Origin of the sequence: Dactylosporangium darangshiense, assembly GCF_039537565.1 — a bacterium.
GTDB lineage: Bacteria > Actinomycetota > Actinomycetes > Mycobacteriales > Micromonosporaceae > Dactylosporangium > Dactylosporangium darangshiense.
In genome coordinates this window covers 1-23,946 of record NZ_BAABAT010000060.1, presented here as the reverse complement: position 1 = coordinate 23,946, position 23,946 = coordinate 1, and the positions used below count along the sequence as shown (strand labels likewise).

The 23,946-nt window shown below is 71.7% G+C and carries 20 protein-coding genes; 9 read left to right on the top strand and 11 right to left on the bottom strand.

The features are described 5' to 3' along the window. Nucleotides 1–2: 2 nt before the first annotated feature. The gene (locus tag ABD901_RS51795) at nucleotides 3–665 is read right to left on the bottom strand and encodes a response regulator (protein ID WP_345141587.1); all 663 of its coding nucleotides are present in this window, start codon (nucleotides 663–665) and stop codon (nucleotides 3–5) included. Then, complete coding sequence (locus tag ABD901_RS51790; protein WP_345141586.1) at nucleotides 662–1,735, bottom strand: sensor histidine kinase; 1,074 nt, start codon at nucleotides 1,733–1,735, stop codon at nucleotides 662–664. Before ABD901_RS51790 ends, ABD901_RS51795 begins: the two co-directional genes overlap by 4 nt. Nucleotides 1,736–1,805: 70 nt before the next feature. Between ABD901_RS51790 and ABD901_RS51785 the strand changes: the two genes are divergently transcribed. From ABD901_RS51785 to ABD901_RS51760, 6 genes are read left to right on the top strand one after another with little or no spacing between them, the layout of a single operon-like run. Then, a complete protein-coding gene (locus ABD901_RS51785; protein ID WP_345141583.1) occupies nucleotides 1,806–2,267 on the top strand; it encodes a PPOX class F420-dependent oxidoreductase in 462 nt (153 codons plus the stop codon). Then, the gene (locus ABD901_RS51780; protein ID WP_345141580.1) at nucleotides 2,264–2,848 is read left to right on the top strand and encodes a Crp/Fnr family transcriptional regulator; all 585 of its coding nucleotides are present in this window, start codon (nucleotides 2,264–2,266) and stop codon (nucleotides 2,846–2,848) included. Before ABD901_RS51785 ends, ABD901_RS51780 begins: the two co-directional genes overlap by 4 nt. 40 nt (nucleotides 2,849–2,888) lie before the next feature. Then, on the top strand, nucleotides 2,889–3,743 hold the full coding sequence (locus ABD901_RS51775) for a zinc-binding dehydrogenase (RefSeq protein ID WP_345141577.1): 855 nt from the start codon (nucleotides 2,889–2,891) through the stop codon (nucleotides 3,741–3,743). Between the two features lie 29 nt (nucleotides 3,744–3,772). Then, nucleotides 3,773–5,017: a condensation domain-containing protein gene (locus tag ABD901_RS51770; RefSeq protein WP_345141573.1), complete on the top strand. Its 1,245-nt coding sequence runs from the start codon at nucleotides 3,773–3,775 to the stop codon at nucleotides 5,015–5,017. Between the two features lie 35 nt (nucleotides 5,018–5,052). Beyond that, nucleotides 5,053–5,706 (top strand): HEAT repeat domain-containing protein, encoded by a 654-nt coding sequence (locus tag ABD901_RS51765; RefSeq protein WP_345141570.1) that lies wholly within the window; start codon nucleotides 5,053–5,055, stop codon nucleotides 5,704–5,706. Further along, nucleotides 5,700–6,710: a HEAT repeat domain-containing protein gene (locus ABD901_RS51760; protein ID WP_345141567.1), complete on the top strand. Its 1,011-nt coding sequence runs from the start codon at nucleotides 5,700–5,702 to the stop codon at nucleotides 6,708–6,710. The genes ABD901_RS51765 and ABD901_RS51760 overlap by 7 nt, the downstream gene beginning before the upstream one ends. A 227-nt stretch (nucleotides 6,711–6,937) precedes the next feature. Here the strand turns inward: ABD901_RS51760 and ABD901_RS51755 are convergent, their stop codons facing one another. Genes ABD901_RS51755 through ABD901_RS51740 form a run of 4 tightly spaced genes read right to left on the bottom strand, consistent with a single transcriptional unit; the run spans nucleotide 6,938 to nucleotide 12,224 of the window. Further along, entirely contained in the window at nucleotides 6,938–8,332 is a 1,395-nt protein-coding gene (locus ABD901_RS51755) for an aldehyde dehydrogenase family protein (protein ID WP_345141565.1), read from the bottom strand. Nucleotides 8,333–8,355: 23 nt separating this feature from the next. Next, the gene (locus ABD901_RS51750; RefSeq protein WP_345141562.1) at nucleotides 8,356–9,270 is read right to left on the bottom strand and encodes a BadF/BadG/BcrA/BcrD ATPase family protein; all 915 of its coding nucleotides are present in this window, start codon (nucleotides 9,268–9,270) and stop codon (nucleotides 8,356–8,358) included. Then, nucleotides 9,267–10,283: an SIS domain-containing protein gene (locus ABD901_RS51745; RefSeq protein WP_345141558.1), complete on the bottom strand. Its 1,017-nt coding sequence runs from the start codon at nucleotides 10,281–10,283 to the stop codon at nucleotides 9,267–9,269. Before ABD901_RS51745 ends, ABD901_RS51750 begins: the two co-directional genes overlap by 4 nt. A 33-nt stretch (nucleotides 10,284–10,316) precedes the next feature. Further along, on the bottom strand, nucleotides 10,317–12,224 hold the full coding sequence (locus ABD901_RS51740; RefSeq protein ID WP_345141555.1) for a primary-amine oxidase: 1,908 nt from the start codon (nucleotides 12,222–12,224) through the stop codon (nucleotides 10,317–10,319). A 205-nt stretch (nucleotides 12,225–12,429) separates the two neighbouring features. Here ABD901_RS51740 and ABD901_RS51735 point away from each other — a divergent pair, with 205 nt between their 5' ends. Then, nucleotides 12,430–13,215: a GntR family transcriptional regulator gene (locus tag ABD901_RS51735; protein WP_345141552.1), complete on the top strand. Its 786-nt coding sequence runs from the start codon at nucleotides 12,430–12,432 to the stop codon at nucleotides 13,213–13,215. 23 nt (nucleotides 13,216–13,238) lie between these two features. Here the strand turns inward: ABD901_RS51735 and ABD901_RS51730 are convergent, their stop codons facing one another. From ABD901_RS51730 to ABD901_RS51720, 3 genes are all read right to left on the bottom strand, one after another. Further along, a complete protein-coding gene (locus ABD901_RS51730; RefSeq protein WP_345141549.1) occupies nucleotides 13,239–14,087 on the bottom strand; it encodes a carbohydrate ABC transporter permease in 849 nt (282 codons plus the stop codon). Between the two features lie 8 nt (nucleotides 14,088–14,095). After that, nucleotides 14,096–14,980 carry a carbohydrate ABC transporter permease gene (locus ABD901_RS51725; protein WP_345141546.1) on the bottom strand — a complete coding sequence of 295 codons (885 nt, stop codon included), beginning with the start codon at nucleotides 14,978–14,980 and terminating at the stop codon, nucleotides 14,096–14,098. Nucleotides 14,981–15,057: 77 nt separating this feature from the next. Then, nucleotides 15,058–16,332, bottom strand: a complete 1,275-nt coding sequence (locus ABD901_RS51720; protein WP_345141543.1) for an ABC transporter substrate-binding protein — start codon at nucleotides 16,330–16,332, stop codon at nucleotides 15,058–15,060. A gap of 164 nt (nucleotides 16,333–16,496) precedes the next feature. Between ABD901_RS51720 and ABD901_RS51715 the strand changes: the two genes are divergently transcribed. Continuing rightward, complete coding sequence (locus tag ABD901_RS51715; RefSeq protein ID WP_345141534.1) at nucleotides 16,497–17,534, top strand: Gfo/Idh/MocA family protein; 1,038 nt, start codon at nucleotides 16,497–16,499, stop codon at nucleotides 17,532–17,534. Between the two features lie 17 nt (nucleotides 17,535–17,551). Here the strand turns inward: ABD901_RS51715 and ABD901_RS51710 are convergent, their stop codons facing one another. Together ABD901_RS51710 and ABD901_RS51705 are read right to left on the bottom strand one after the other, a co-directional pair. After that, nucleotides 17,552–22,348 carry an NB-ARC domain-containing protein gene (locus ABD901_RS51710; RefSeq protein WP_345141525.1) on the bottom strand — a complete coding sequence of 1,599 codons (4,797 nt, stop codon included), beginning with the start codon at nucleotides 22,346–22,348 and terminating at the stop codon, nucleotides 17,552–17,554. Further along, on the bottom strand, nucleotides 22,335–22,700 hold the full coding sequence (locus ABD901_RS51705; RefSeq protein WP_345141509.1) for a hypothetical protein: 366 nt from the start codon (nucleotides 22,698–22,700) through the stop codon (nucleotides 22,335–22,337). The genes ABD901_RS51710 and ABD901_RS51705 overlap by 14 nt, the downstream gene beginning before the upstream one ends. A gap of 531 nt (nucleotides 22,701–23,231) precedes the next feature. Between ABD901_RS51705 and ABD901_RS51700 the strand changes: the two genes are divergently transcribed. After that, nucleotides 23,232–23,946, top strand: a 715-nt coding sequence (locus ABD901_RS51700) for a transposase (RefSeq protein ID WP_345141506.1), incomplete at its 3' end; no start/stop codon positions are given.

The window sequence follows — 23,946 nt, the reverse complement described above, 5'->3', positions numbered from 1 at the left end:
CGTCAGCTCGCCGGGCGGACCAGGCCGGACTCGTAGGCCAGGACCACCGCCTGGACCCGGTCGCGCAGGCCGAGCTTGGTCAGCAGGTTGGACACGTGGGTCTTCACCGTGTGCTCGGTGACGAACAGGGCCGCGGCGATCTCCGCGTTGGACTGCCCGCGCGCGACCTCGCGCAGGATGTCCAGCTCGCGGGGCGTGAGCGCGTCGAGGCGGCGGTCCGGCACCGGGGCGGCCGCGGCGCGGCGGTGGCGCAGCACGTCGGCGATGAGCCGCCGGGTCACCGTCGGGGCCAGCAGCGAGGAGCCGGCGGCGACCGTGCGCACGGCGGCGACGAGCTCGGTGCGGTGCATGTCCTTGAGCAGGAAGCCGCTGGCGCCGGCGAGGAGGGCGTCGTACACGTACTCGTCCAGGTCGAAGGTGGTGAGCACGAGCACCTTCGACGGCGTCGCGGCGCAGATCTCGCGGGTCGCCGCGATGCCGTCCATGACGGGCATGCGGACATCCATGAGTACCACATCCGGCTCTTCGGTCCTGGTCTTCTCCACCGCCTGCCGTCCGTCCGATGCCTCGCCCACGACGGTGATGTCGGGCTGCGAGCCGAGGATCATGCACAGCCCGCCACGGACGAGGTCCTGGTCGTCGGCGACCACCACGCGCAGGTTCACGCCCGGCCCTCCGCGGGCAGGGTCGCGGCGACCTCGAAGCCGGGCCCGTCGCTGCGGGGGCCGGTCGAGAGGCGGCCGCCGACGGACAGCACCCGCTCGCGCATCCCGGACAGGCCGTGCCCGAGGACCGCGGTGCCGCCGCGCCCGTCGTCGCGGACCGTGACCTGCAGCGCGCCGTCCTCGGCGCCGAGCGTGACGAGGACCCGGCGGGCGCCGGCGTGCTTGACGACGTTGGTGAGCGCCTCCTGCACGACCCGGAACGCGGTCGCGCCGACCTGCGGGTCCAGCGGTGGTACCGCCCCTCGGTCGAGGCTGACGTCGAGGCCGGTGCGGCGGGCCCGCTCGACCAGCGACGGGATCGCCTCGACGCCGGCCGGCTCGGGCGCCTGCTCGCGCAGCACGCCGAGCGCGTGGCGCAGCTGCACGAGGGCCTCCCGCCCGGTCTCGGCGATGGCGTCGAAGGCGGCCTCGGCCCGGTCGGCGTCGGCGCGCACCACCGACGCGCCGCCCTCGGCCTGCACGACCATCAGCCCGACGGAGTGTGCGAGCACGTCGTGCATGTCGCGCGCGATCCGGGCCCGCTCGGCGCCGGCGGCCGCCGCCTGCTCCTCGGTGAGCCGCCTGGTCCGCTCCTCCAGGAACGCGATGCGGTGGCGGCGGGCGCGCACCCCGGTGCCGAGCGCGTACGCGGTGACGAACATGAGCCCGACGTACCCGAACGAGGGCGGGTTCTCGTCCGGCACGACGAGCGAGAGGAGCACGCCGGCGGCGGTCATGACGATGCACGCCACCCGCCAGCCCGGCGATACCAGCTCGGCCCACGTGTAGGTGGCCACCAGCTGCCCGTACGGCATGTCCGGCAACCGCTCGATCACGGACAGCCACGTCGTGGCGATCCCGGTGGCGAGCGCCACGACGACCGGCGCCCGGCGCCGCCACACCAGCGGCACGGACGCGAGCAGCGCGAGGGCCAGCACGGCGGGGTTGAAGGGCCAGAACCAGATCACGGGGTACACCGACGCGACGGTGACGGCCGCGGCGATGAGCAGGTCCACGGCCCGTTCGCGCATGCGCTCATTCTGGCCCGGCGCCCGCCGGGGCGGCTCCCTCTTGAGAGCCAGATCCGGGTACGGTCGAGGCATGGCACGAAAGATCGCGACCAACGACCGGGTCGACCGCGAGGCGCTGCTGGCCTTCCTCGCCAAGCGCCACCACGGCATCGTCGTCACCAACCGCGCCGACGGCCGCCCGCAGGCCTCGCCGGTGTCGTGCGGGGTCGACACGGAGGGCCGGATCGTGGTGTCCACCTATCCGGAGCGCGCCAAGGTGTACAACCTGAGGCGCGACCCCCGCGTATCCATCCTGGTCCTGTCCGACGACTGGAACGACGCCTGGGTCCAGGTCGACGGGGTCGCCGAGGTTCTCGACCTGCCGGAGGCGCTGGAGCCGCTGGTGGAGTACTACCGCTGCATCGCCGGCGAGCACCCGGACTGGGACGAGTACCGCGCCGCGATGACCGCGCAGGGCAAGTCCCTGCTGCGTATCACGATCGAGCGCTGGGGCCCGGTCGCCACCGGCGGCTTCCCGGCCCGCCTGGCGTGACGCCGTACGCGGCGCTGGACGCGGCCCTGCTGCGCTGGGCCGCGATCCCCGCCGAGGAGCTGACCCGTGCACACCGGATCTTCCGCTCCCACCACGTGCCGGCACGCACCCTGCTGCAGCGCGCCGGCGAGCCGTCCGAGCGGATCTCGTTCATCGTGCGCGGCCTGACCCGCACCTACCTCACCGGCGACGGCGGCGCCGAGCGCGTCCGCGCCTTCCGCGCCGAGGGCGAGCTGGTCTGCGCCTACGCCGCCGCGCTGCGTCGCGCCCCCGCCGCCGAGCACATCGAGACCCTGGAGGAGTGCGACCTGCTGACGGCCACCCGCCCCGCGTTCGAGGCTCTGTGCGCCGGGCACCCGTCCTGGACGGCGATGCTGGCCGCGATGAACGAGCGCCTGTTCCTGGACGAGGAGCGCCGCACCCGCGACCTGCTTGGCAACGACGCCGCCGCCCGCTACCGCGCGTTCGTCACCGAGCGCCCCGCGCTCGCGGCCCGCCTGACCCAGCGCCAGATCGCCGCGTACATCGGCATCACGCCCGAGGCCCTGAGTCGCCTGCGTCACGCGGCTTCCTTGATGTAGGTCAAGGCCGCGCTCCGCGGACGGCCCTAGCTTCGCTGTCATGAGTGATGTGACGATGCGGGCCGCCGGCGTCGAGGCGTTCGGCGAGCCGTTGCGGGAGCTGTCGGTACCTGTCCCCGCGCCCCGGCCCGGCGAGGTCCTGATCCGCGTCGGCGCCGCGGCCGTGAACCCGGCCGACCTGGGCATGGTCGCCGGCCGCTACCGCTGGGCCGACCCGGTCCGCTTCCCCCTGATCCCCGGGTACGACGTGGCCGGCTGGCGCGCCGACACCGGCGAGCCGGTTGTCGGCTTCACGCTGCACAAGGCGACGCAGCGCGGCGGGTACGCGCCGTTCGTGTCCCTGCCCGAGGACCTCGTCGTGCCGTTGCCCGCGACGGCGGACATCACGGAGGCCGCGGCCCTGCCGCTGGCCGGCCTGACGGCCCTGCAGTCCCTGGACGCGCTCGGCCCCGACGTGCGCACCCTACTGGTCAACGGCCCGCGCGGCGCCGTCGGCGGCTTCGCGGCCCGCCTGGCCGCCGCTCGCGGCCTGACGGTCGTGTCCGACGACTCGTCCCCGGTCGACGCGGCGCTGGACGTCATCGGCGGCGCGGCGGCACAGGCGGCCTTCGACCGGGTCCGCGACGGCGGCCGATACGTGACGGTCGTACCCGAGTTCTGGGTACCCGGCGGCCCGTTCACCGCCGCGCGCGGCATCGACCCGCAGGTGATCTCGGTCGGCTACGACCGCGCGTCGCTGCTCGCCCTGGTCCGCCACCACGCCGAGGGCACCTTGCGCCCGCGCATCGGCACCGTCCTGCCGTTGTCGGCGGCGGCGGAGGCCCACCGCATCGCGGCCCGCGCCCCCGGCGCCGCGCGCATTAGCGGAAAAGTGGTCCTCGCGCCAGACTTGTGAGCGCCGCGCTCGATGCCGATCCTGTGCCGATGGACGTCGATGTCCCCTTCTCCGGGGAGGGCGCGGGCGAGGCCGAGCTGACGTGGGGCCAGCGGGCGATGTACCAGGCCATGCAGCGGGAGCGATCGTGGCTGCCGATGGGCGGCCATCGCCCGGTCCCGCCCGGCACGACGCTGCGCGACGTGATGGCCGAGCTGCGGTACACGATGGAGCGCTACCAGTCCTTCCGCACCCGCCTCTCGCCGGACGGCTCGGACGCACCCCGGCAGTCGATCGCCGCCTCGGGCGTGGCCCGCCTCGAGGTCGTGGAGGCGGACGGTTCGGACCCGAGCGACGTCGCGGCCTCTGTGGAGGCCTCGTACCGCGCCGCCGCCCCCGACCTGGCCGCCGACTGGCCGATGCGCATGGCGGTCGTCTGCCGCGACGGCACCCCCGAGCGCCTGGTGGCCGTGATGCCCCACCTGGTGACGGACGGCCTGGGCGCGGCGATCATGGTCGACGAGGTGACCCGCCGCCTGCCGACCCCGGTCGAGGGCCTGCGCCCGCTGGACATCGTGGCGTGGCAGTCGTCCGCGCCGGGCGCCCGCCAGCACGCGGCCGCCCTGCGCCACTGGGACCGCCACGCTTCGGCGCTCGATCCCCTCCCGATCGCGGCCGCCGACTCGCCGTCGCCCCGCTACCGCAAGTGCATCCTCGAGTCCCCGCTGCTGGCCGCCCGCCTGCCGCAGGCGGCGGCCCGCACCGGCGTCGACGAGTCCACGATCCTGCTAGCCGCCTACATGACGGCCCTGGCCGAGGTGACCGGCCGCGACACCATCGCCGTGCGCCAGGTCGTCAGCAACCGCTTCCGCGGCGGACTGTCCACGGTCGTCAGCCCGATCACCCAGCTCGGCCTGTGCGTCGCCACCGTCCCGGCCGGCTCCGACGGATTCGACGAGGCCGTCGCCGCCGTGGCCCGCGCCGCTCTCCCCGCCCGCAAGTACGCCTACTACGACCCGCTCGCGATGCCCGGCGTCTCCACGCCGTGCTTCAACGACCGCCGCCGCACCGGCGCGACCGCGTTCGACGCCGCGCGTGTCGTCGAACGGCCCGGCGCCGTCGAGTGGGTCGCGCCCCCGACCGGCCCGACCGAGCCGCTGTTCCTGCACGCCGACGACGTGCCGGGCGCGGTCCGGCTCACGCTCGACGCGGACACGGCCCGCTTCTCCCCCGCCGACGTCGAGGCCGTCGCCCGTGCGATCGAATCGCTCGTGACCTTGACCTTGTCACTGTGACAAGGCTTTGACTGGGGTACCGGAGGTGGTCCCCTATGAGCTCGGCACTGCTCGACGCATTGGCCGCTGCAAACTCGTCAACGCGGCTGAAGGCGGCCCTGGCGATCGGTACGAACCCCGAGCCGGCCTTCGCCGACGTGCTCGTGGCACGGTCCGCGGTGGAACCGGACTTCTTCGTGCGCGACATGCTCACGTGGGCGCTGACCCGTCTCCCGTCGCAGATCACGGTTCCGAAGCTGCTCGCGGAGCTGCGTTCCGCACGGGCACAGGCCCGTAGCCAGGCGTTGCACACCCTGTCCAAGATCGGGGACAGCAACGCGTGGCCCGCGATCCCGCGGTCATTGCTGCGCGACGCCGACGACGAGGTGGCGCGCAGTGCCTGGCGCGCCGCCGTCGTGCTCGTGCCCGACGGGGAGAAGGCGGCGCTCGCCGAGGAGCTGGCCACGCAGCTCGGCCGTGGTAACCGGGAGGTACGGCTGAGTCTGAGCCGCGCCCTCGTCGCGCTCGGCGATGTGGTCGAGCCGGTCCTGCGAACGGCGATGACACGTTACGATCCGGCGGTGCGCGCGCATGCGAGCGCCACGGAGCGGCTCCTGCGCGATCCGGATGCCGCGTTCGACCTCGCCGTCGATGCGGCGCGCCGGGTCGTCGCGCTCGGCCCGGACCGGGAGGAGACCACTGCGTGCTGATCGGTGAGGTGGCGCGCCGCTCGGGGGTGAGCGCCCGGATGCTCAGGCATTACGACTCCATCGGGCTGGTACGACCGACGGGCCGCACCGTGGGTGGCTACCGGGAGTACACCCCCGAAGACATCCGGCGGATCTTCCACGTGGAGGGGCTGCGGTCCCTGGGACTGTCGCTGCGCCAGATCGCACGCACGCTCGACGATCCCGGCTTCACCCCGTCCGCGCTGGTCGGCGACCTCATCCGGCAGGCCGAGGAACGACTGGACCGGGAGCATCAGCTCCTCGAACGGCTCCGGACGGTCGATGCGGCCGAGCCCGCCGGCTGGCAGGACGTCGCGCGCATCGTCGAGCTCCTGCACGGGCTGGGTTCGCCCAGTGCCGCGCGGCGGCAGCAGGCCGTCCTGGCCCCGGCCGAGCACGCGTCGGTACCCGCCGAGCTGCTGGCCAGGGCGGTACTCACCGAATCCGATCCGAACGTCGCCGGTGCCCTGCGATGGGCCCTCGCGCGGGCCGGCGGCGACGGCGTGGCGAGCCTGGCATCCGGCCTGGCCTCCGACGACGCCGACGTCCGGCGGCGCGCGGTCCTGGCGCTCGCCGAGATGCCCGACGACGAGGCGACCGCGATGCTCACGGACGCGCTCGGGGACACGGACACCACGGTCCGCAGGCATGCCGCCCTCGCGCTGGGTGCGCGGGGCGTGACCGCCGCCGTGCCGACGCTGCTCGGCATGGTGGTCGAGGGCCCGAACGACGTCGAGGCCGCCGAACTGCTGGGAACGCTGGCGCGGGACGCGAGGCAGGCAGACCGGATCATGGCGGCGCTGGTGGACGAGCTCGCCGCACACACCGCGGACTCGGCGGTGCGAATGCGGCTGACCCAGGCACTCGCCGAGATGCCGGGGACCATCGCACTGAGCACACTGCGGCAGCTGGCCCACGACGACGACCGGCCCGTGGCCCTCGTCGCCTCGGCCCTCGTGCAGTTGGTGCGCGCCGACCGAGGATGAGGGCGTCCCCGAGCCGCGCCGGGCGCTATCCATGCGTTCGTCCACGATCGCCGGCGAGGGCTTGTTCGCCCGCGCCGCGATCGCAGCGGGCACCGTCGTGTCGCGCCTCGGTGGTCGCCTGGTCACCTGGCCGGAGCTGCATGCCATGCTCAGCGACGCGACGCGACGCGACGCGACGCGGCGCAGCGGCCCGGCCGTGCTGAGCACGGGATACTGCGCGACGTCGCTCAGTACGGGTAGTGAACCGGCTGATCCGTCGTGGTCAGCCAGCGACGCTGGGTGAATTCCTCGAGGTTGGTGTCGCCGCCGGAGCGGCCGCCGAGGCCGGACTGGCCGATGCCGCCGAACGGCGCCAGCGCCTCGTCCTGCGGCGTCGCGTCGTTGACGTGGACCATGCCGCCGCGCAGGCGCCGGGCGACGGCCAGGCCCCGCCGCAGGTCCGCGGTGAGCACCGAGTTCACCAGGCCGTACTCCGTGTCGTTGACGACCCGCACCGCCTCGTCCTCGTCCGCGACCACGAGCACCGGGGCGATCGGCGCGAAGATCTCCTCGCGCCACAGCCGCATGGCACCGGCGAGCCCGGTGACGACGGTCGGGCGGAAGAACGGCGCGGCCTCCGGTCCGCCGGTGACGACCGTCGCGCCTGCGGCGACCGCCTCGTGCAGCATCGCCGCGGCGCGGGCGTGCTGCCGCTCGTTGATCATCGGGCCGAGCCCGACCGGGTCGGTGTGCGGGTTGCCGACCCGGATCGCTGCCGCGCGGCGGGCGAGCTCGGCGACGTACGCCTCGGCGATGTCGGCGTGGACCACGTGCCGGCCTGCGGTGATGCAGGTCTGGCCCTGGTAGTGGAAGCTCGACCAGGCGCCGATCATCGCCGCCTGGTCGAGGTCGGCGTCGTCGAGCACGACCAGCGCGTTGTTGCCGCCCAGTTCCAGCGAGACCTTCTTGAGCAGGCCGCCCGCCGTCGCGGCGATGGCCCGGCCCACCGTGGTCGAGCCGGTGAAGTGGATCATCGCGGTCGACGGGTGGGTGACCAGCCGTTCACCCGTCTCGGCGCCGCCCTGGACGACCTGGAACACCCCGTCCGGCAGGCCCGCGTCCGCGAGCAGTTCCGCCAGGGCGACGCCGCCGGACAGCGGGGTCTCCGGCGATGGCTTCAGGACCACGGCGTTGCCGAGCGCGAGCGCGGGCGCGACGACCCGCATCCCGAGCACCAGCGGGAAGTTCCACGGGGTGATCGTGGCGACGACGCCCAGCGGCACCCGCTCGGCGAGGCTGAACCGGCCGGCGTGGCTGGAGGGCAGCACCTCACCGACCGGGCGGGCGGCGAGGGCGGCGGCCTCGAACAGCTCGCTCGTGGCGGCGCCGATCTCGTAGTCGGCCTTGCCGGGGATGCAACCGGTCTCGCGGACGATGAGCTCGCGCAACTCGGGGGCGCGGGTGGCAAGCCGGTCGGCGGCGCGGCGCAGCACGGCCGCCCGCTCGGCGTAGGTCAGCGCGGCCCAGCCGGGCTGCGCCGCCGCGGCGCGGTCGACCGCGGCGTCGACGTCCGGGGGCGCGGTGGTGGGGACGGTGGCGAGCGGTGTACCGGTGGCCTTGTCACGGGCTATGAGAGTGGACATGACAGCTCCTCACGACGGCGGGATCAGGAGAGCGGCTGTGCGGCCCGGCGAGCCAGGGCGAGCGCCCCGGCCACCGGGGGTTCGTGCAGCAGGTGGACGGTCAGCCCGGGATGCGCGCGGCCGACGGCGTCGCGGAACGCGGCGAACAGGCTGGGCTGGCCGGTCATGACGCCGCCCGCGGCGACGACGTCGGTTGTGGTGGTGCCGCCCGCGAGCAGCACGCCGACGAGACCCGCGAGGCTCTCGCCGCCGGCGGTGATCACCGCACGGGCGTCGGCGGACCCGCGCTCGGCGGCGGCGAAGACGGCGGGCGCCCGGGACGCCCAGTGCGCGGCGTCGGTGTTGTCGTTGACCGTACGGGCGAGACCCGTCGCGCTGGCGACCCCGAACGCCTCGAGCAGCACCGGCAGGAGTACGTCGGGCGGTCCGCCGGCGTCGTTCCGGGTGAGGGCGGCCCGGACCGCCTCGCGGACGAGCGCCGGCGCGCTGCCCTCGTCGCCGATGACCCAGCCCCAGCCGCCCGCGAAGCGCAGCGCCGCACCGTCTTGCGCACGGCCGACGGCGACGGCGATCGACCCGGTACCGGCGATCACCCCGATGCCGGTGGACAGGCCGGCGGCGGGGACGAGCAGCGCGGCGTCGTTGGTGACGACGGACGGCACGCCGGCGGCACTGGTCAGTGCGTGTCCGAGGGCCACGCAGTGCGCCTCGGTGTCGCAGCCCTGCGCGCCGGCGCCGATCGCGGCGACGGTGGCACCCGGCGGCCGGTGCCGCTCGACGACGGCCGCGATCCACTGGGCCGCCACGTCGACGGGTTCGGCGGCCCAGTCCTCGCTGGGATGCACAGCGTCGGCCAGCCGACGCCCGTCCGGGGTCTCCACGCGCACGTGGGTCTTGGTGCCGCCGATGTCCAGACCGACGAGGGCGGGGCCGTTCACAGGACCGGCACCTTCGTGTCGTCGTGGTGGAACACGAACTCCTCGACGTCGATGCCGGCCCGCTCGGCGGTCCGGGCCACGAGCGCCTGCAGCACCACCGCCTCCAACACCGCCCGCTGATTCGGCGGTACCGCGGGCAGCCGCACGACCTGCAGGAACGGCCCAGGAGACACCTCGTAGGCGGTCACCAGGATCACCGGGTGCCCAGCGCCGGACAGGGTGCGTGCCACCGCGGTCTCACGCTGGCCGCCGAAGAGCACGTGCGCCGTGCCGCCGGCCGACTCCATCGCCCCGTGCAGGTACTGCCGAGTGCTCATCGCGGTCGCCGGCAGCCGGACCACCTCACGGAACAGCAGCGCGCCCGCCTCCGCCGACCCCAGCGACGGCCCGGCGCCGACGAAGTCGGCCGCACGCGCGGCGGCGAACGGGGCGGCGAGGTCGTCGAGCCGGCCGGCGAGGTCGTCCTCCAGCTCCTGCATCCGCTGCGGCAGCAGCGCCCACGACGGGTCGGCCGGCCCGTCGTCCCAGGCCTCGGCGATCATGCCGAGCCCGGCGATGGTCGCGGTGTAGCCGATCGTCGAGGCGTAGCTGTCCGGCAGGTCGCCGAGCGAGAGGTGATACGGCGCGGCCGCGGCGATCGGCGACGGGTGGGCGTTGGTCACGGCATAGCGCAGCTGCTCGCCGATCGACGAGAGCACGGCGAGGGTCTCCGCGCTGCGGCCGCTCTGGGACACGGCCAGCAGCGGGTGGCGGCTCGCCGGGAACGGCAGCGGGTGGTCGCCGGCGCTCAGCCGCCAGGCGTGGATCCCGCGCCGGCGCAGGGTCCAGGTCGGGGCGCAGGCTGCGGCGAGGCTCGCCCCGATGGCGACGAAGATCGGTCCCGGGCCGCGGAACCACCCGTCGGCCTGCCGCGCTGCGACCTCGGCGCTCAGTCGCCGGACCGCGAGCTGCAGCGCGGCGAGCTGCTGGGCGCGGGCGGCGGCGAAGGTGATGTGGCCCTCCGGCGTTGACATCCTTTTTCCCCAAACGTGTGCGGGTCGGCTGGATCAGCGGTGGCAGTGGTCCCCGCCGGAGGCGGGAATGTCCAGGGTCGGGTTGCGGCCGAAGAAGCCGGCCGGTTTGAGGACGAAGCCGGTGGTGTCGACCGGCATGACGGGCCAGTCCTCCGGCCGCGGGAAGTGGGTCAGCCCGAACGTGTGCCACACGACGATGTCGGTGCCGTCGATGGCGCGGTCGGCCGCGATCCAGGCCGGGATGCCGGCGCCGCCCGGGTGCTGGTTGACCAGGTCGCCGGCGGGGTACTGCTCGGCGGGGTCGTAGGCGGTGACCCACAGGTGCCCGGTGGCGAACGTGGCGCGGCGGTACAGGTCGGACTCCGCGTCCGCGAGCAGCGCGGGCTGGCCCTGCGGGTGCAGCACGTAGGCGACGTCGCGGCCGAGCCGGTTGTGCACGCCGGGGTTGCCGATCCGCCAGACCCGGCCGTGGTTGCCGTCCGCGATGCGGGGCGCGTCGCTCTCCCGGCGCAGCCGGGTCACCCGCTGGGTGATGCCGGTGCCGGTCGGGTTCGCCGGGCCGCGGGGCACGGCGACCGCATCGACCTCCTCGACGTAGTTCACCGGACCGTCGACGGTGACGTCCAGGCGCGCGCTGAACAGGTGCTGGTGGTGCGGCGCGCCGAGGCCCGGCGCGACCTCGGTGGCGTAGGGGTACTCACCGCCGGGGTTCGGGTGGCCGGACGTGAACACCACGCCGGTGGCCTTGACCTCCAGCTCGATCGTCCCGTCGAGGTAGAAGTACCAGTAGAAGCCGTAGTCGTAGTTGCCGACGGTCACGAAGAAGGACACGACGAGGCGCCGGTTGCGCCGCACGTCGCTGGAGCCGGTGAAGGAGCTGGTGTGCTTCCACAGCACGCCGTAGTCCTCCTCGTGAATGCAGATCGCCTGCGGGATGCTTCGTGGCTGCCCGTCGTTGTCGGCGACGACCACGTCCAGGTAGGTGATGTCGCCGACGCAGTCGCAGCCGAGCTCCAGGGAGTTGGCGAAGTTGCCCAGCAGGTATTCGCCGCCGTCGAAGAACGTCTGGAACCACCGCTGCGGGCTGGGATCGGCGTACGGCACCACCATCTCGGCGATGGAGGCGCGGTAGAGCACCGGACGCTGCCGGCCGCCGTCGGCGATGGAGATGTCGCGCAGGACCAGGCCCTCGCGGGAGTCGAAACTCACCTGCAGCCGCCAGCCGAGCCACTCCAGGACGTTGTCGGCGTCGATGGTGAAGCTGGGGCCGTGCGGCTGGGTGATCTCGATCGGCCGGACGCCCTCGCGGAGCGGGCCGTTGAACTCCGGCAGGTGGAAGTTGCCGTCCTCCTGCGGCACGGCCGGCGCCGCGACGTCGAGGACCTCGACGACCTCGCGGGCGATGACGTCGACGTAGGCGACGACGCCGTCGACCGGGTGGGCCCAGGGCAGGTCGGCCGGGCTCTTCTGCAGGAACGTGAACGTGCGCTGCAGGCGCCGGCCCTGCTCGGCCTCGGACATCGCCGCACCGGCCGACAACGGCTGCACCCGTAGGACGGACAGATCGGTCAGCCCACGGCGGTGCATCGCGGCGAGCCAGCGCGGGTCCTTGTGCACGATCTCCTCGACCATCGCGAACTCCAGCATCACGACGGGCACCTGGCCGTCGCGGGCCGGTTCGATCACGGTGGACGACACCAGCCGGTCCTCGCCGGGGCAGACCACGACGTCGTGCGACGCACCGTCGGCCATGTCGACGAGCAGGGCGCGCAGCAGCCGCAGCCCGCCGGCCGCGCCGCGCTTGTCGGGCTCGAGCAGTCCCAGGTACGCCACGTGTGTGGTGGACGTCAGCAGGCCACTGCGCACGAGGACCTCGCGCGCGGCCGAGATCTCTTCGGCGCGCAGCGGACCGAGCGTCCGCGCCCTCAACGGTTCGACCACGGCGGTTCCTCCCCTAACCTTCGCCAGAGCAATACCAAGTAGCGACCACACGATACCAATTATTGCCCAGTGGTACAGAGTGAGCTCTTTCCCAATCGCAGGTTGCCCTGAATATCCGCGCAAACCACCCATTCGTCGCCGACACGGCGGCCTATCTGGTCTTCAGTGGTTTGCGTGAGGTCCGGTAGTCGGCGATGATGCGACAGTGACTGACGCCCCGACGCCCACGTCGATCCGCGCCGACCATCCCGAGCCGCTGTGGATCCAGGCCGTGAACCTGATCAAGGACCAGATCGGGACCGGCGCATTGAAACCGGGCAGCCGGCTCCCACCGGAGCGCGAGCTGTGCGAGCGGCTGGGCATCAGCCGGGTCACCCTGCGCAAGGCACTGACCACGCTGGTCGACGAGGGCGCGCTGAGCGCCTCGCACGGTCGCGGCTGGTACGTGGCGCCGGGTGCGAGCGCCCGGGAGTGGCCCAACAGCCTCGAGTCGTTCACCGAGACGGCGCGCCGGATGGGGCTGGCGGCCAGTTCGACGGTGCTGCGCCACGAGGTGGTCCCGGCCGACCTGGACCAGGCCGAGCAGCTCTCGATCGCGCCCGGCACGCCGCTGTTCGTGCTGGAGCGGGTGCGGCTGCTCAACGACGTGCCGACCGCGCTCGACCTCACCCAGATCCCCGCCGACCTGGTGCCCGGCTTCGCCGACGTGGACTTCCGCACCGGCTCGCTGTACGACCACGTCACGGCGGCTGGCCTCGACCCGGCCAAGGCCGACGCCACGATCGAGGCGCAGGAGGCCGACGCCTACCTGGCCGAGCAGCTCCAGCTGGACGTCGGCAAGCCGGTGCTGGCGCTGCGGCAGCTGGTGTTCAGCGCCAACGACCGCCCGCTGTTCTCGTCGGTGGTGCGCTACCGCGGCGACCGGTACCGGCTGCGGACCTTCTTCCTGCGCGCCGGGACCCAGGCCCGGCCGTCCTGGGGACTGCGCTAGCGCCGGCATCGCCAGGGCCCGGCTCACTTGCCGATGCCCTGGCTGAGCCCCTGGATGAACTGCCGGGAGAAGACGACGAACAGCACGACGAGCGGCAGCGCGCCGAGGGTCAGCGCGCCGAGCAGCGCGGGGTAGTCGTTGAGGAACTGCCCGACGAACTGCTGCACGCCCAGCGTCACCGTCTGGTTCTCCTGGCTCGGCGCCAGGATGAGCGGGAACCACAGGTCGTTCCAGATCGGCAGCATGGTCACCGACGCCACCGCGGCAAGGCCCGGCCGGACCATCGGCAGCACGATCGACAGCGTGCGCAGCTCCCCGGCCCCGTCCATGCGCGCGGCCTCCTTCACGTCGCCGGGCACGGCGCGGAAGTACGTCATGAGCAACGCGACGGCGAGCGGCAGGCTCATCGCGGTGTAGACCAGGATCAGCGCGGTGAGCGTGTCCATGAGCCCCCACGAGATCATGGTTCTGAGGATGGGCACGGTCCCGAGCCGGATCGGCAGCATGATGCCGGCGACGAAGAATCCGCCGACCAGCGGCGCGAAGCGCACCTTGTACTCGGTGAGCGCGAATGCGGCGAGCGTCGCCAGCACCAGCGTCAGCATGGTGCTGGTCACCGTCACGATCAGGCTGTTGCGGTAGTTGGCGACGAAGTGCCCGCGCTGGAACACCCGCTCGTAGCCGCCGGCACTGAAGGTCCCGGCCCCCGGCGGGGCGAACGGATGCTCGAAGATCGCCGGGGTCGTCTTCAACGAGTTGATCACGATCAGCAGGATCGGTGCGATCGCCAGCAGCGCGAACACGATCAGCAGACCGTGCACCACCAGACTCCCGGCGCGCTCGGAGCCGCGCGCCCTGGCTACAGCAGTCATGTCACCACTCACAACTCGTAGGACTTCAGCCGGCGGTGCAGCAACCCGAAGTACGCACCGGTGATGACGAGGATGATCAGGAAGATCACGCTGGCGACGGCCGCGCCGAGATCGAGATCGGCGACCTGTCCGCTCGACCCGAAGAAGGTGCGGTAGAACAGCGTGCCGAGGATGTCCGTGCTGTAGTTCGGGCCGGGTGCCGAGCCGTTGAGCGCGAAGACCAGGTCGAAACCGTTGAAGGTCCAGATGTACGTGAGGATCGCGATCAGTCCGAACTGCGGCGCGATGAGCGGGAACTTGACGCGCCAGAACGCCGTCCAGGCGCCCGCGCCCTCGATCCGCGCCGCCTCCAGGATGTCGCCGGGCACGGCCAGCAGCGCCGAGTACAGGAAGATCATCGGGATGCCGACGTACTGCCACACCGACATCAGCGAGATCGTGGGCAGCGCCGTGCGCTCGTCGCCGAGCAGCGGGAAGTCGACCAGACCCCACAGCGGGTTGATGATCAGGCGCCAGATGAACCCGACGATCACCACGGAGAGCGTGGTGGGGATGAACAGCAGCGTGCGGTACACCCCGGTGGATCTGCGCAACCGGCCGGAGGTGAGCAGCGCGGCCAGCAGCAGCCCCAGCGGGACCTCCACGACGAGGTGGATCGCGAAGTACTCGACGTTGTTCGTGAGCGCGTTCCAGAACCGCTCGCTGGTCGTCGGGTTGGTGAACAGGTACCGGTAGTTGTCCAGGCCGACGAACCGGGCGGCCCCGTCGTCGGTGTCGGTGTCGAAGAGGCTGAAGTACATGGAGTTCAACAGCGGCAGAGCCGCGAAGATCACGTAGACCGCCAGCGCGGGCAGCGTGAAGGCGAGGAAGTACCGGTAGTGGGCCCTTCGCACGGGCGGGGTTCCTTTCGGGCTGCATCAGCGTCGTGCGGGGATGTGCAGGGCCGCGACCCGGCACATCCCCGTCCCGCCTACTTCTTCTGCGGCTCGTACCAGCTGGACAGCCCGGCCTGCAGCTGGGTGGTGGCCTCCTGTGGGCTGAGGTTCTTGGTGTACATCAGCTGCAGCACCCGCCAGACCTCGTCGTCGAACGGCGGGGTGCCGGCGCTGAGCCGGTCCAGCCCCAGCCGCGGGGTGAGCTTCGCGCCCTTCTTCAGGTCGGCGAAGGATTGCGCGAGCGCGTTGGTGTAGGTGATCGGCTGCTTGCCCATCGAGAAGAAGCCGGGCAGCTTGTTGGTGTACAACGCCTGGAACTCGGGCGTCGCGGTCCAGGCCAGGAACGTCTCGGCCTCGGCCTTGTGCTTGCTCGCCGCGTTGATGCCGATCGCCATGTCCGGCATCTCCTGCACGTACCGGTCACCCCCCGCGGTCACCGCCGGCGGGCCGAAGACACCGACGTGGAGGTTGCCGACCGCGACCTGGTTGATGTCCCACGAACCGTCGGGCAGGATCGCCGCCTTGCCGAGGGCGAAGAGTTGGGTCATGTCGGCGTACTTCAGGCTCTCGAAGCCCTTGGGAAGGTACGGCTTCCACGCGTCGAACGCGGTGAAGGCGGCGACGAAGTCGGGGTCGGTGACCTTCTTCGTGCCCTTGATGAGGCCCTGCCGGCCGTCCTCGCCCTTCCAGTACGCCGGGCCGATGCTGTAGAGCCCGTTGTACGCCAGCTGCCACGACTCGGCCGCGCCGACTGCAAGCGGCGCGTACTTGCCGTTGTCCTTGATCGCCTTGAGTACCGCGAGGAACTCGTCCTGCGTCGTGGGTACCTTCAGGTTGAGCTCGGTGAAGATGTCCTTGTTGTAGTAGAAGCCGGCGAGCACCGCGGCGGTGGGCACGCAGTAGTGGCTGCCGGCGTCGTCCGACCAGGGGTCCAGGGCGAGCGCCTCGAAGCCGTCCAGCATGGGCTTGCCGTCGAGCTTCTCGAAGTACCCCTTCTTGATCCACGAACGGTTCACGTCGTACGGCCGGCAGGTGATGAGGTCCGGCCCGGTACCGCCGTCCACCTGTGACTGGATCGCGGCGTTGTATTCGTTGGTATTGGTCGGACTGAACTTGACGTCGATCGTCGGGTGCGCCTTCTCGAAGGCGGGGAGGATCTCGTCCTGCCACATGGCGAGGTCTTCGGTACGCCAGCTGCCGAGCGTCAGCACAACCTTGCCGGAGCCGCTCCCCGCCGACGGCGAGCAGGCCGAGGACAGGGCGACCACTGCCGCCGCGACCAGCGCAACGGACGCATGTAGTGCACGCATGGAGTTGCCTCTCGTCATCGTTGCCTTCGCGCGGCTCCCCCGGGGCCGGCGCCTGATGCGGGAGCATATACAGGCAGACAGTGTGGTAACAAGAGGTACAGCTTTGGTTTGCTGAGATGCTATCGTTCCGCATCCACTGCATACCACTTCGTTCTGGAGGACCCTTGATCGGCGTCGGCCTGCTCGGCTCCGGGTTCATCGGCGAGACATACGCCGAGGCCCTTGAGGACGTCCGCAACGCCCGCCTCGTGGCGCACTACTCACGCTCGCCGGAGCGGGCCGCCGCCTTCGCCGCCCGGCCGGGCCGGGACAGCAGGCCACACGAGAGCATGGCCGCGTTGTGCGCCGACCCCGCGGTCGACCTGGTGGTCATCGCCCTGCCGAACGAGGTGCACCTGGAGGCGGTACGGGTGGCGGCCGCCGCCGGGAAGGGCATCATCTGCACCAAGCCCCTCGGCCGCACCGGGCCGGAGGCCGCCGAAATCCTGCGGGTGGTCACCGAGGCCGGTGTCTGGCACGGCTACGCGGAGAGCTCCGTCTTCTCACCCAACCTCGCCAAGGCGCACGAGATCGTCGCGGCCGGCGGCATCGGCGACGTGTTGTGGATGCGCGCCCGCGAGGGTCACTCCGGCCCGCACGCGCCGCACTTCTGGGACGCCGAGACGGCCGGCGGCGGCGCACTGCTCGACATGGGCTGCCACACCATCGAGTCGGCCCGGCACTTCTTCGGCCGCGACAACCCGATCGTCGAGGTCTTCGCCTGGGGAGCGACACTCGCGCACGCCGACCGCACCACCGGCGAGGACACCTCGATCGCCCTGCTGAAGTTCGCCGGCGGACAGCTCGCGTCGATCGAGAGCTCATGGGTCGAGAAGGGCGGCATGCAGCTGCGCCACGAGATCGTCGGCAGCGCCGGTCGCCTGGTCACCGACACGGCGTCGACCCCGGTGTGGGGCTTCATCAGCAACCCGGCCGGCTACCTGGTCGAGAAGGCGGACGCGGACACCGGCTGGGTGTACCCGGTGCCCGAGGAGACCCGGGCATACGGCTTCTCCCAGGAGATGCGGCACTTCGTCGACCGGTTCGCCGCGGGAGAACCGCCGCTGGAGACGTTCCAAGACGGCTGGCTGGTCAATACCGTCATCGACGCCTGCTACCGCTCGATGACCTCCGGCCGCTGGGAGCCGGTCCAGCTGCCCTGACACGGGGCACTCGGCTGTCAGCTGATGATCCGGTAGCCGTATATGCCGCGGGATCCGCCAAGGATCAAGCGCTGATCATCTGACCCGAGAAACCATGCGGCAATCGCGCCGTCCAGCCGGATCGCGGCCATTTGTGAGTCTCGTTTGCTCCAGTAGCTGAGAAACGTGACGCCCAGCACCAGCAGCGACTGGCTGTCGCTTGGGATGATCGTGCCGCGGATGCGCTCGTGGTGGCCGTTGTCGAGCTGGTGGGTCTGCTGGCCGGTGGCCGCGTCCCAGACCCGCACTATCGGGTCGATGCTGTCGTATTCGGCGCCCAGGGTGGTCAGCCAGGTCCCGTCCGGCGCGATGTGCACCTGCCCGACCCCCTCGTGGTGGTCGGTGTCGAGTTGGTGGGTCTGCCGGCCGGTGGCCACGTCCCAGATCCGCAGCACCGGGTCACCGACCCCGCCGGCGGTGGCCAGCCAGGTGCCGTCCGGCGCGATGCTCACCTGCGCGACCCCGCGGCGGTGGCCGGTGTCGAGCCGGTGGGTCTGCTTGCCCGTGCCCGGATCCCAGATCTGTACCACCGGGTCATCGGCGTTGTAGCCGCCGCCGGTGGTGGCCAGCCAGGCCCCGTCCGGCGCGATATACACCCCTGCAACCCCGTGGCGGTGGGCGGTGTCGAGCCGGTGGGTCTGCTCGCCGGTGGCCACGTCCCAGATCCGGACCGCCTGGTCGACGGTGTTGTAGCCGGCACTGGTGGTGGACAACCAAGCCCCGTCCGGCGCGATCCGCACCTGCCCGACCCCGTCGCGGTGGCCGGTGTCGAGCCGGTGGGTCTGCTCGCCGGTGGCCACGTCCCAGATCCGCACCACCGGATCACCGACCCCGTCGGTGGTGGCCAGCCAGGCCCCGTCCGGCGCGATATGCACCTGCGCGACCCCGCCGCTGCGGGCGGTGTCGAGCCGGTGGGTCTGCTCGCCGGTGGCCACGTCCCAGATACGCACCACCGGATCATCGGCACCGAGTTTGCCGCCGGTGGTGGCCAGCCAGGCCCCGTCCGGCGCGATATACACCCCTGCAACCCCGTGGCGGTGGCCGGTGTCGAGCTGCCGGGTCTGCTCGCCGGTGTCCAGGTCCCAGATGCGCACCACCGGATCATCGGCACCGTAGCCGCCGCCGGTAGTGGCCAGCCACGTCCTGTCCGGTGCCATGTGCACCTGCCCGACCACGCCCGGATGGCTGGTGTCGAGCTGCCGGGCCTGCTCGCCGGTAGGCAGGTCCCAGATCCGCAGCACCGGATCACCACTCATGCCGGTGGTGGCCAGCCAGGCCCCGTCAGGCGTCATGTGCACCTGCCCGACCCCAGTGGGGTGGCCGGTGTCGAGCCGGTGCGTCTGCTGGCCGGTGGCCGGGTCCCAGATCCGCACCACCGAATCACCGGCACCGGGTTTGCCGCCGCTGGTGGCCAGCCAGGCCCCGTCGGGGGCGATATACACCTGCCGGACCCCGTCGCGGTGGCCGGTGTCGAGCTGATGGGTCTGTTGACCGGTGGACAGATTCCAGACCCGCACCACCCGAGCACCGCTACCGCCGTTGGTAGCCAGCCAAGTCCCGTCAGGCGCGACGTGCACCGGCCCGAGCCCGGTGGAGTGGCCGGTGTCGAGCTGATGGGTCTGCCGGCCGGTGGCCAGGTCCCAGACCCGCACCACTGCGTCATCGGCGCTGTAGCCGACGCCGATGGTGGCCAGCCAGCTCTCGTCCGGCGCGATATGCACCTGCCCGACCCCGCGGTGGTGGCCGGTGTCGATCCGGTGGGTCTGTCGGCCAGTGGCCAGCTCCAAGATCCGCACCACCGGATCACCACCCGCGCCGGTCGTGACCAGCCAGGTCCCGTCCGGCGCGACGTGCACGTGCCCGACCCCGGCAGGGTGGCCGGTGTCGAGCCGGTGGGTCTGCTCGCCGGTGGCCACGTCCCAGATACGCACCATCGGATCACCAGCCGCGCCGGTCGTGGCCAGCCAGGTCCCGTCCGGCGCGACGTGCACCTCCCCGATCCCGCCCGGGTGGTCGGTGCCGAGCCGATAGGTCTGTTGACCGGTGGCCACGTCCCAGATCCGCACCACCGGATCACCGCGACCGCCGGCGGTGGCCAGCCAGGTCCCGTCCGGCGCGACGTGCACCTGCTCGACCCCGTTCGGGTGACCGGTGTCGAGCCGGTGGGTCTGCTCGCCGGTGGCCACGTCCCAGATCCGCACCACCGGGTCACGAGTCCTGTAGCCGGCGCCGGTGGTGGCCAGCCAGGCCCCGTCCGGTGCGATATGCACCTGCGCAACCCCGCCCGGGTGGTCGGTGTCGAGCCGGTGGGTCTGCTCGCCGGTGGCCAGGTCCCAGATCCGCATCACCGAGTCACCGGCACCGAGCTTGCCGCCGGTGGTGGCCAGCCAGGTTCCGTCGGGCGCGATGTGCACGTGCGCGACCCCGGCGGGGTGGCCCGTGTGGATGGAGCGGCGCAGGGCCGGGTTGGGTTGGTCGGGTGGTGGCCAGAGGTTGGCGATACGGGGCCTGTGGGTGAGCGTGGCGGCGAAGGCTTCGACGTGAGGTTGGAGGATGGGGTTGCCGTCGAGGCGGCTGGCGATGCTGTCGTGAATGCTGTGTGCGGTTGAGCCGGGGGTGAGCAGATGCGCGTTGCGGCGGATGGCGTCGGCAAGGGCGGGGGCGTCGGGATGGTGGCAGTGGATGAGGTCCGCTTCGGCGTGGACCGGTCCGTCACGGTGGATGCGGGCGGCGGTCCAACGCAGGTCCATCAGCAGGCGGTCCAGTTCGTGTCCTCGACCGGCGGCGGTGAGATGGTCGACGATGTGGCGCCAGAGGTACTCCTGCTGCGGAGGGAGCGCCCACCACGCCCGCGGTGCGTGGTCGCGCTGCGCTGCTGTTTCGGGTAGAAGGCGTGCGGCGGCGTCGAGCAGCGCGGTGTTGGTTCGGGCGGCCTGATCCACCGCAGCGATGTCGCGGAGGTAGCTGCGCAGGACATCGTGCAGCCGTAGGCCGGGTTCCCGGCGGGCGGGGGTGGCCAGCGACGCGTCGATGAGCGTCTGGCCGAGTTGCTCCGTTTGGAAGGCATCCAGGCCACCGGTCTCCGCCCACAGCAGGGCCAGAGTCCGGTAGGGGATGTCGGTGTCTTCGACGAAGATGCCCAGTTCGAGGTACCGGTCACGGACGAACGTCCGCAGCGACGCCAGGCTGCCCTCGATACAGGCACTGATCATGGTGTTGCGGCGGCTGGTGTCATCGGCCCAGGGATTGTCGAGACCGGCCGGGCCGGCTTGCCGCAGCCGATCCAGCACCATGTGGGCTGCTTCCGGCGCGGTTCGGGTGGCCGTGGTGGTGCGGGCGATGGTGCGATTGATGATGCCCAGCAGCAGCGGCCAGCGCCCGCTCAGCCGCGCCAGCTCGGCCAGCACATCGGCCGGCAGCAGGCCGGCGTCCTGCTTCAGCAGTGTCGCGGCTTCGTTCCCGCCCATGACGTCGATCGAGACCGTGGTGGCAGCCGCAAGCGAGGGGAGATTGAAGCGGGTGGTGATGACCCGCCGGCAGCGCTCGCCACCGACCAGGAAAGGCCTGGCCTGTTCGTCACGCCACACATCGTCGACGACCAGCAGAACCGGATCGGTGCGCAGGTCCAAGGCCTCGCCGAGGTGGAAACCGGCGGTGAGTGGATCGGAGGACGTCGGTCGGACACCGGTCAACCGGGCGGACAGATCGTTGATCTTGGCGGCCAGTGCGGGGCCGAGCAGGTCCTGGCCGAGTTCGGTCCACAGCACCCCGCCGGGGAACCGGGCCTCGACAGCCGGCTCGTGGCAGGCCTGTGTGACCAGGACTGTCTTGCCGAATCCGCCGAAGCCGCGCACCGCGGTCACCACGATCGGGTCAGCCTGCGACGACTGTTCCAGCGTCTCGAGGAGCATGCGGGTCAGGCCGGGACGAGCGATCGCGCCAGGCGGTACCGGCGGCAGCATCCGCGGCCGGCGCGCCACTGCGACCGCATCCACGGTTGGCGAACCCACGGCGACGGGCGTCAACGGCGGCGGTCGGTAGCTGCGGTTCACCAGCCAGGGCAGCGATCCGGGCGGCGCACCGTTATGGACCGGAGGATGCTCCCGCAGCAGGGTCACCAACTCGTCGAATACATCGCAGCCGCGCAGCGAAGCGCCACGGTCCGGCAGGCCCTGGATCACTCGAAGCAGCATCTCGGTGAACAGGGTCAGCTCACGGCCCTGCCCGGACTGCGCCGGATTGGTCCGGTCGGTCGCGCCGATCAGGTACCAGCCCGCCGACCCGCCGCCCGGCACGGCTCGGACCGGAACGCTTGCGTCCGCGTGTCCAGCGAAGCAACAGTCCAGCAGGAGCAGCACCGACAGGTCCGGCGAACCGTTGCGCGCGACCTCGTCGACCAGATCGGCGACCGTCACCATGCTGCGCTGCGGCCGGGACCGGTCACCATCCACCGGTACCAGACACAACTGCTCGCCGAAGGCTTCCGCATGACCGACGAAATAGATGACCAGCAACCCAGGCGGGCGGACCAGCCGCGCCGCATCACCCACCGCCTGGAGCACCACCGCCCGATCCGGATCCTCCAACGCGATCAGCCGCGACGGCCGCAACCCCCACAGCTGCGGCAGTGCGAACTGCTCCGCCAATCGCCGCATCCCGGCCACCGCCTGCGGTACCGCAGGGAAATCCGACCGATATGTGCTGACCCCGACCAGCACCGCCGCCGACTCCGACGGATCGGCCCGCGACACCCCGGCCGCGTCACCCGCCGACATCCGAAGCCTCACTCAACGCCGCTCTGACCGCTGCAACCACCGCCTCAGCCGGCCCGTCCAAAGTCATCTCCGTCCGACGCGTGCCGTCCGGCAGATCCGTCCTCGTCAGCACCACCCGCGCCCGCTCCGCCGGCCGCGAACGGCGCCGAGCCTTGAAAAAGTCGTAGATCGCATTCAACACCAACGGCAGCGTCACATCCGTCGCCAGAAACGTCACCACCTCGCCGGCGCCGAGCTCGCCGGCGCCCACCCCAGCCCGGCCCCGCCGGACCTCCACCCCGGCCAGCGCCGGGTTACCGCGCAACGCCACGTCCAGCTGCGCCACAACATCGACGTCGACCACAACAATCACGGCCGGAGCATAAACGCCGCCGACCCGGAAACCCACCACCCTTTCGCGCGACCGAACACCCGCCGGCCAGGTGAACACCGAGCATCGATCCCGCGTTGGGCGCGTGGATGCCGGCCTGGGCAAAGTCGCTCGCCCGGACAGCTGACGTGCGTGATGATCCCGAGGTGAACGGGTCCGAGATCAGGGCGGCGTTCGACGACGTATTCGATCAGTCCGTCGTCTTCCACGGCTCGCCGACTACATGCGCGCTGGACCCCGAAACCCCCAGTCGAAGGTCACGGCCTCTCGGCGGTGACCAAATGCGGTCGCCGCTACGGCCTACCCCCAGGCGCATTGACAACCTGACCCGGCAATGGCTTGCCACCACCTCGGGGACGTCGCACAACGTGCACGCATCTAGCCGATGACAGCGCATTTGAGGCGCTTCTGACGCTTCCATGGGCGGCTCGGCGCGTCGTGAATAGCGCACGCCGTTGTCCTGCCTAGGTTCTGGCTTGTCGAAGGTCAGAACTGCGGTGGCGGGAGAACGGCGTGCGTAGTGCAAGGTTATGGGCTGGGCTGCTCGGCGTCGACAAGGCGGTGGTTGAGCGTGTCGAGTTCGACGAGGACGAGGGCGTTGTTGTCGTGTCGGTGCGCCCAGGGCGCGGACAGCGGCGGCGGTGCGGGGTGTGCCGGCGGCGCTGTGCGGGCTATGACCAGGGCGAGGGTCGCCGGCGGTGGCGAGCATTGGATCTGGGCACAATCCGCGCGTTCGTCGAGGCGGACGCGCCGCGGGTGTCCTGCCTAGTGCACGGCGTGGTCGTGGCCGCGGTGCCGTGGGCGCGGCATGGTGCTGGACACACTCTGGCCTTCGATCAGACGGTGGCCTGGCTGGCCACGGTGTGCTCGAAGAGCGCGGTGACCCAGTTGATGCGCATCGCCTGGCGCACGGTGGGTGCGGTGGTGGCTCGGGTGTGGGCCGACACCGCCGGTCGGGTGGACCTGCTGGCTGGGCTGCGCCGGATTGGCATCGACGAGATCTCCTATCGCAAGGGGCACAAGTACCTGTTGGTGGTGGTCGACCACGACACCGGTCGCCTGGTGTGGGTGGGTAAGGGCCGCGATCAGGCCGGCCTGACGGCGTTCTTCACGCTGCTGGGACCGCGCCGGTGCGCGCAGCTGACCCACATCTCCTCCGACAGCGCGCGGTGGATGAACGAGGTCATCGCCACGCACTGCCCGCAGGCGATCCGGGCGGCCGACCCGT

What these genes read in the sequence shown, in the direction of transcription:
- ABD901_RS51790 (WP_345141586.1), bottom strand. Translation starts at nt 1,735, where the DNA reads ATGCGCGAACGGGCCGTGGACCTGCTCATCGCCGCGGCCGTCACCGTC.
- ABD901_RS51785 (WP_345141583.1), top strand. Translation starts at nt 1,806, where the DNA reads ATGGCACGAAAGATCGCGACCAACGACCGGGTCGACCGCGAGGCGCTG.
- ABD901_RS51775 (WP_345141577.1), top strand. Translation starts at nt 2,889, where the DNA reads ATGAGTGATGTGACGATGCGGGCCGCCGGCGTCGAGGCGTTCGGCGAG.
- ABD901_RS51770 (WP_345141573.1), top strand. Translation starts at nt 3,773, where the DNA reads ATGGACGTCGATGTCCCCTTCTCCGGGGAGGGCGCGGGCGAGGCCGAG.
- ABD901_RS51765 (WP_345141570.1), top strand. Translation starts at nt 5,053, where the DNA reads ATGAGCTCGGCACTGCTCGACGCATTGGCCGCTGCAAACTCGTCAACG.
- ABD901_RS51755 (WP_345141565.1), bottom strand. Translation starts at nt 8,332, where the DNA reads ATGTCCACTCTCATAGCCCGTGACAAGGCCACCGGTACACCGCTCGCC.
- ABD901_RS51745 (WP_345141558.1), bottom strand. Translation starts at nt 10,283, where the DNA reads ATGTCAACGCCGGAGGGCCACATCACCTTCGCCGCCGCCCGCGCCCAG.
- ABD901_RS51730 (WP_345141549.1), bottom strand. Translation starts at nt 14,087, where the DNA reads ATGACTGCTGTAGCCAGGGCGCGCGGCTCCGAGCGCGCCGGGAGTCTG.
- ABD901_RS51720 (WP_345141543.1), bottom strand. Translation starts at nt 16,332, where the DNA reads ATGCGTGCACTACATGCGTCCGTTGCGCTGGTCGCGGCGGCAGTGGTC.
- ABD901_RS51710 (WP_345141525.1), bottom strand. Translation starts at nt 22,348, where the DNA reads ATGTCGGCGGGTGACGCGGCCGGGGTGTCGCGGGCCGATCCGTCGGAG.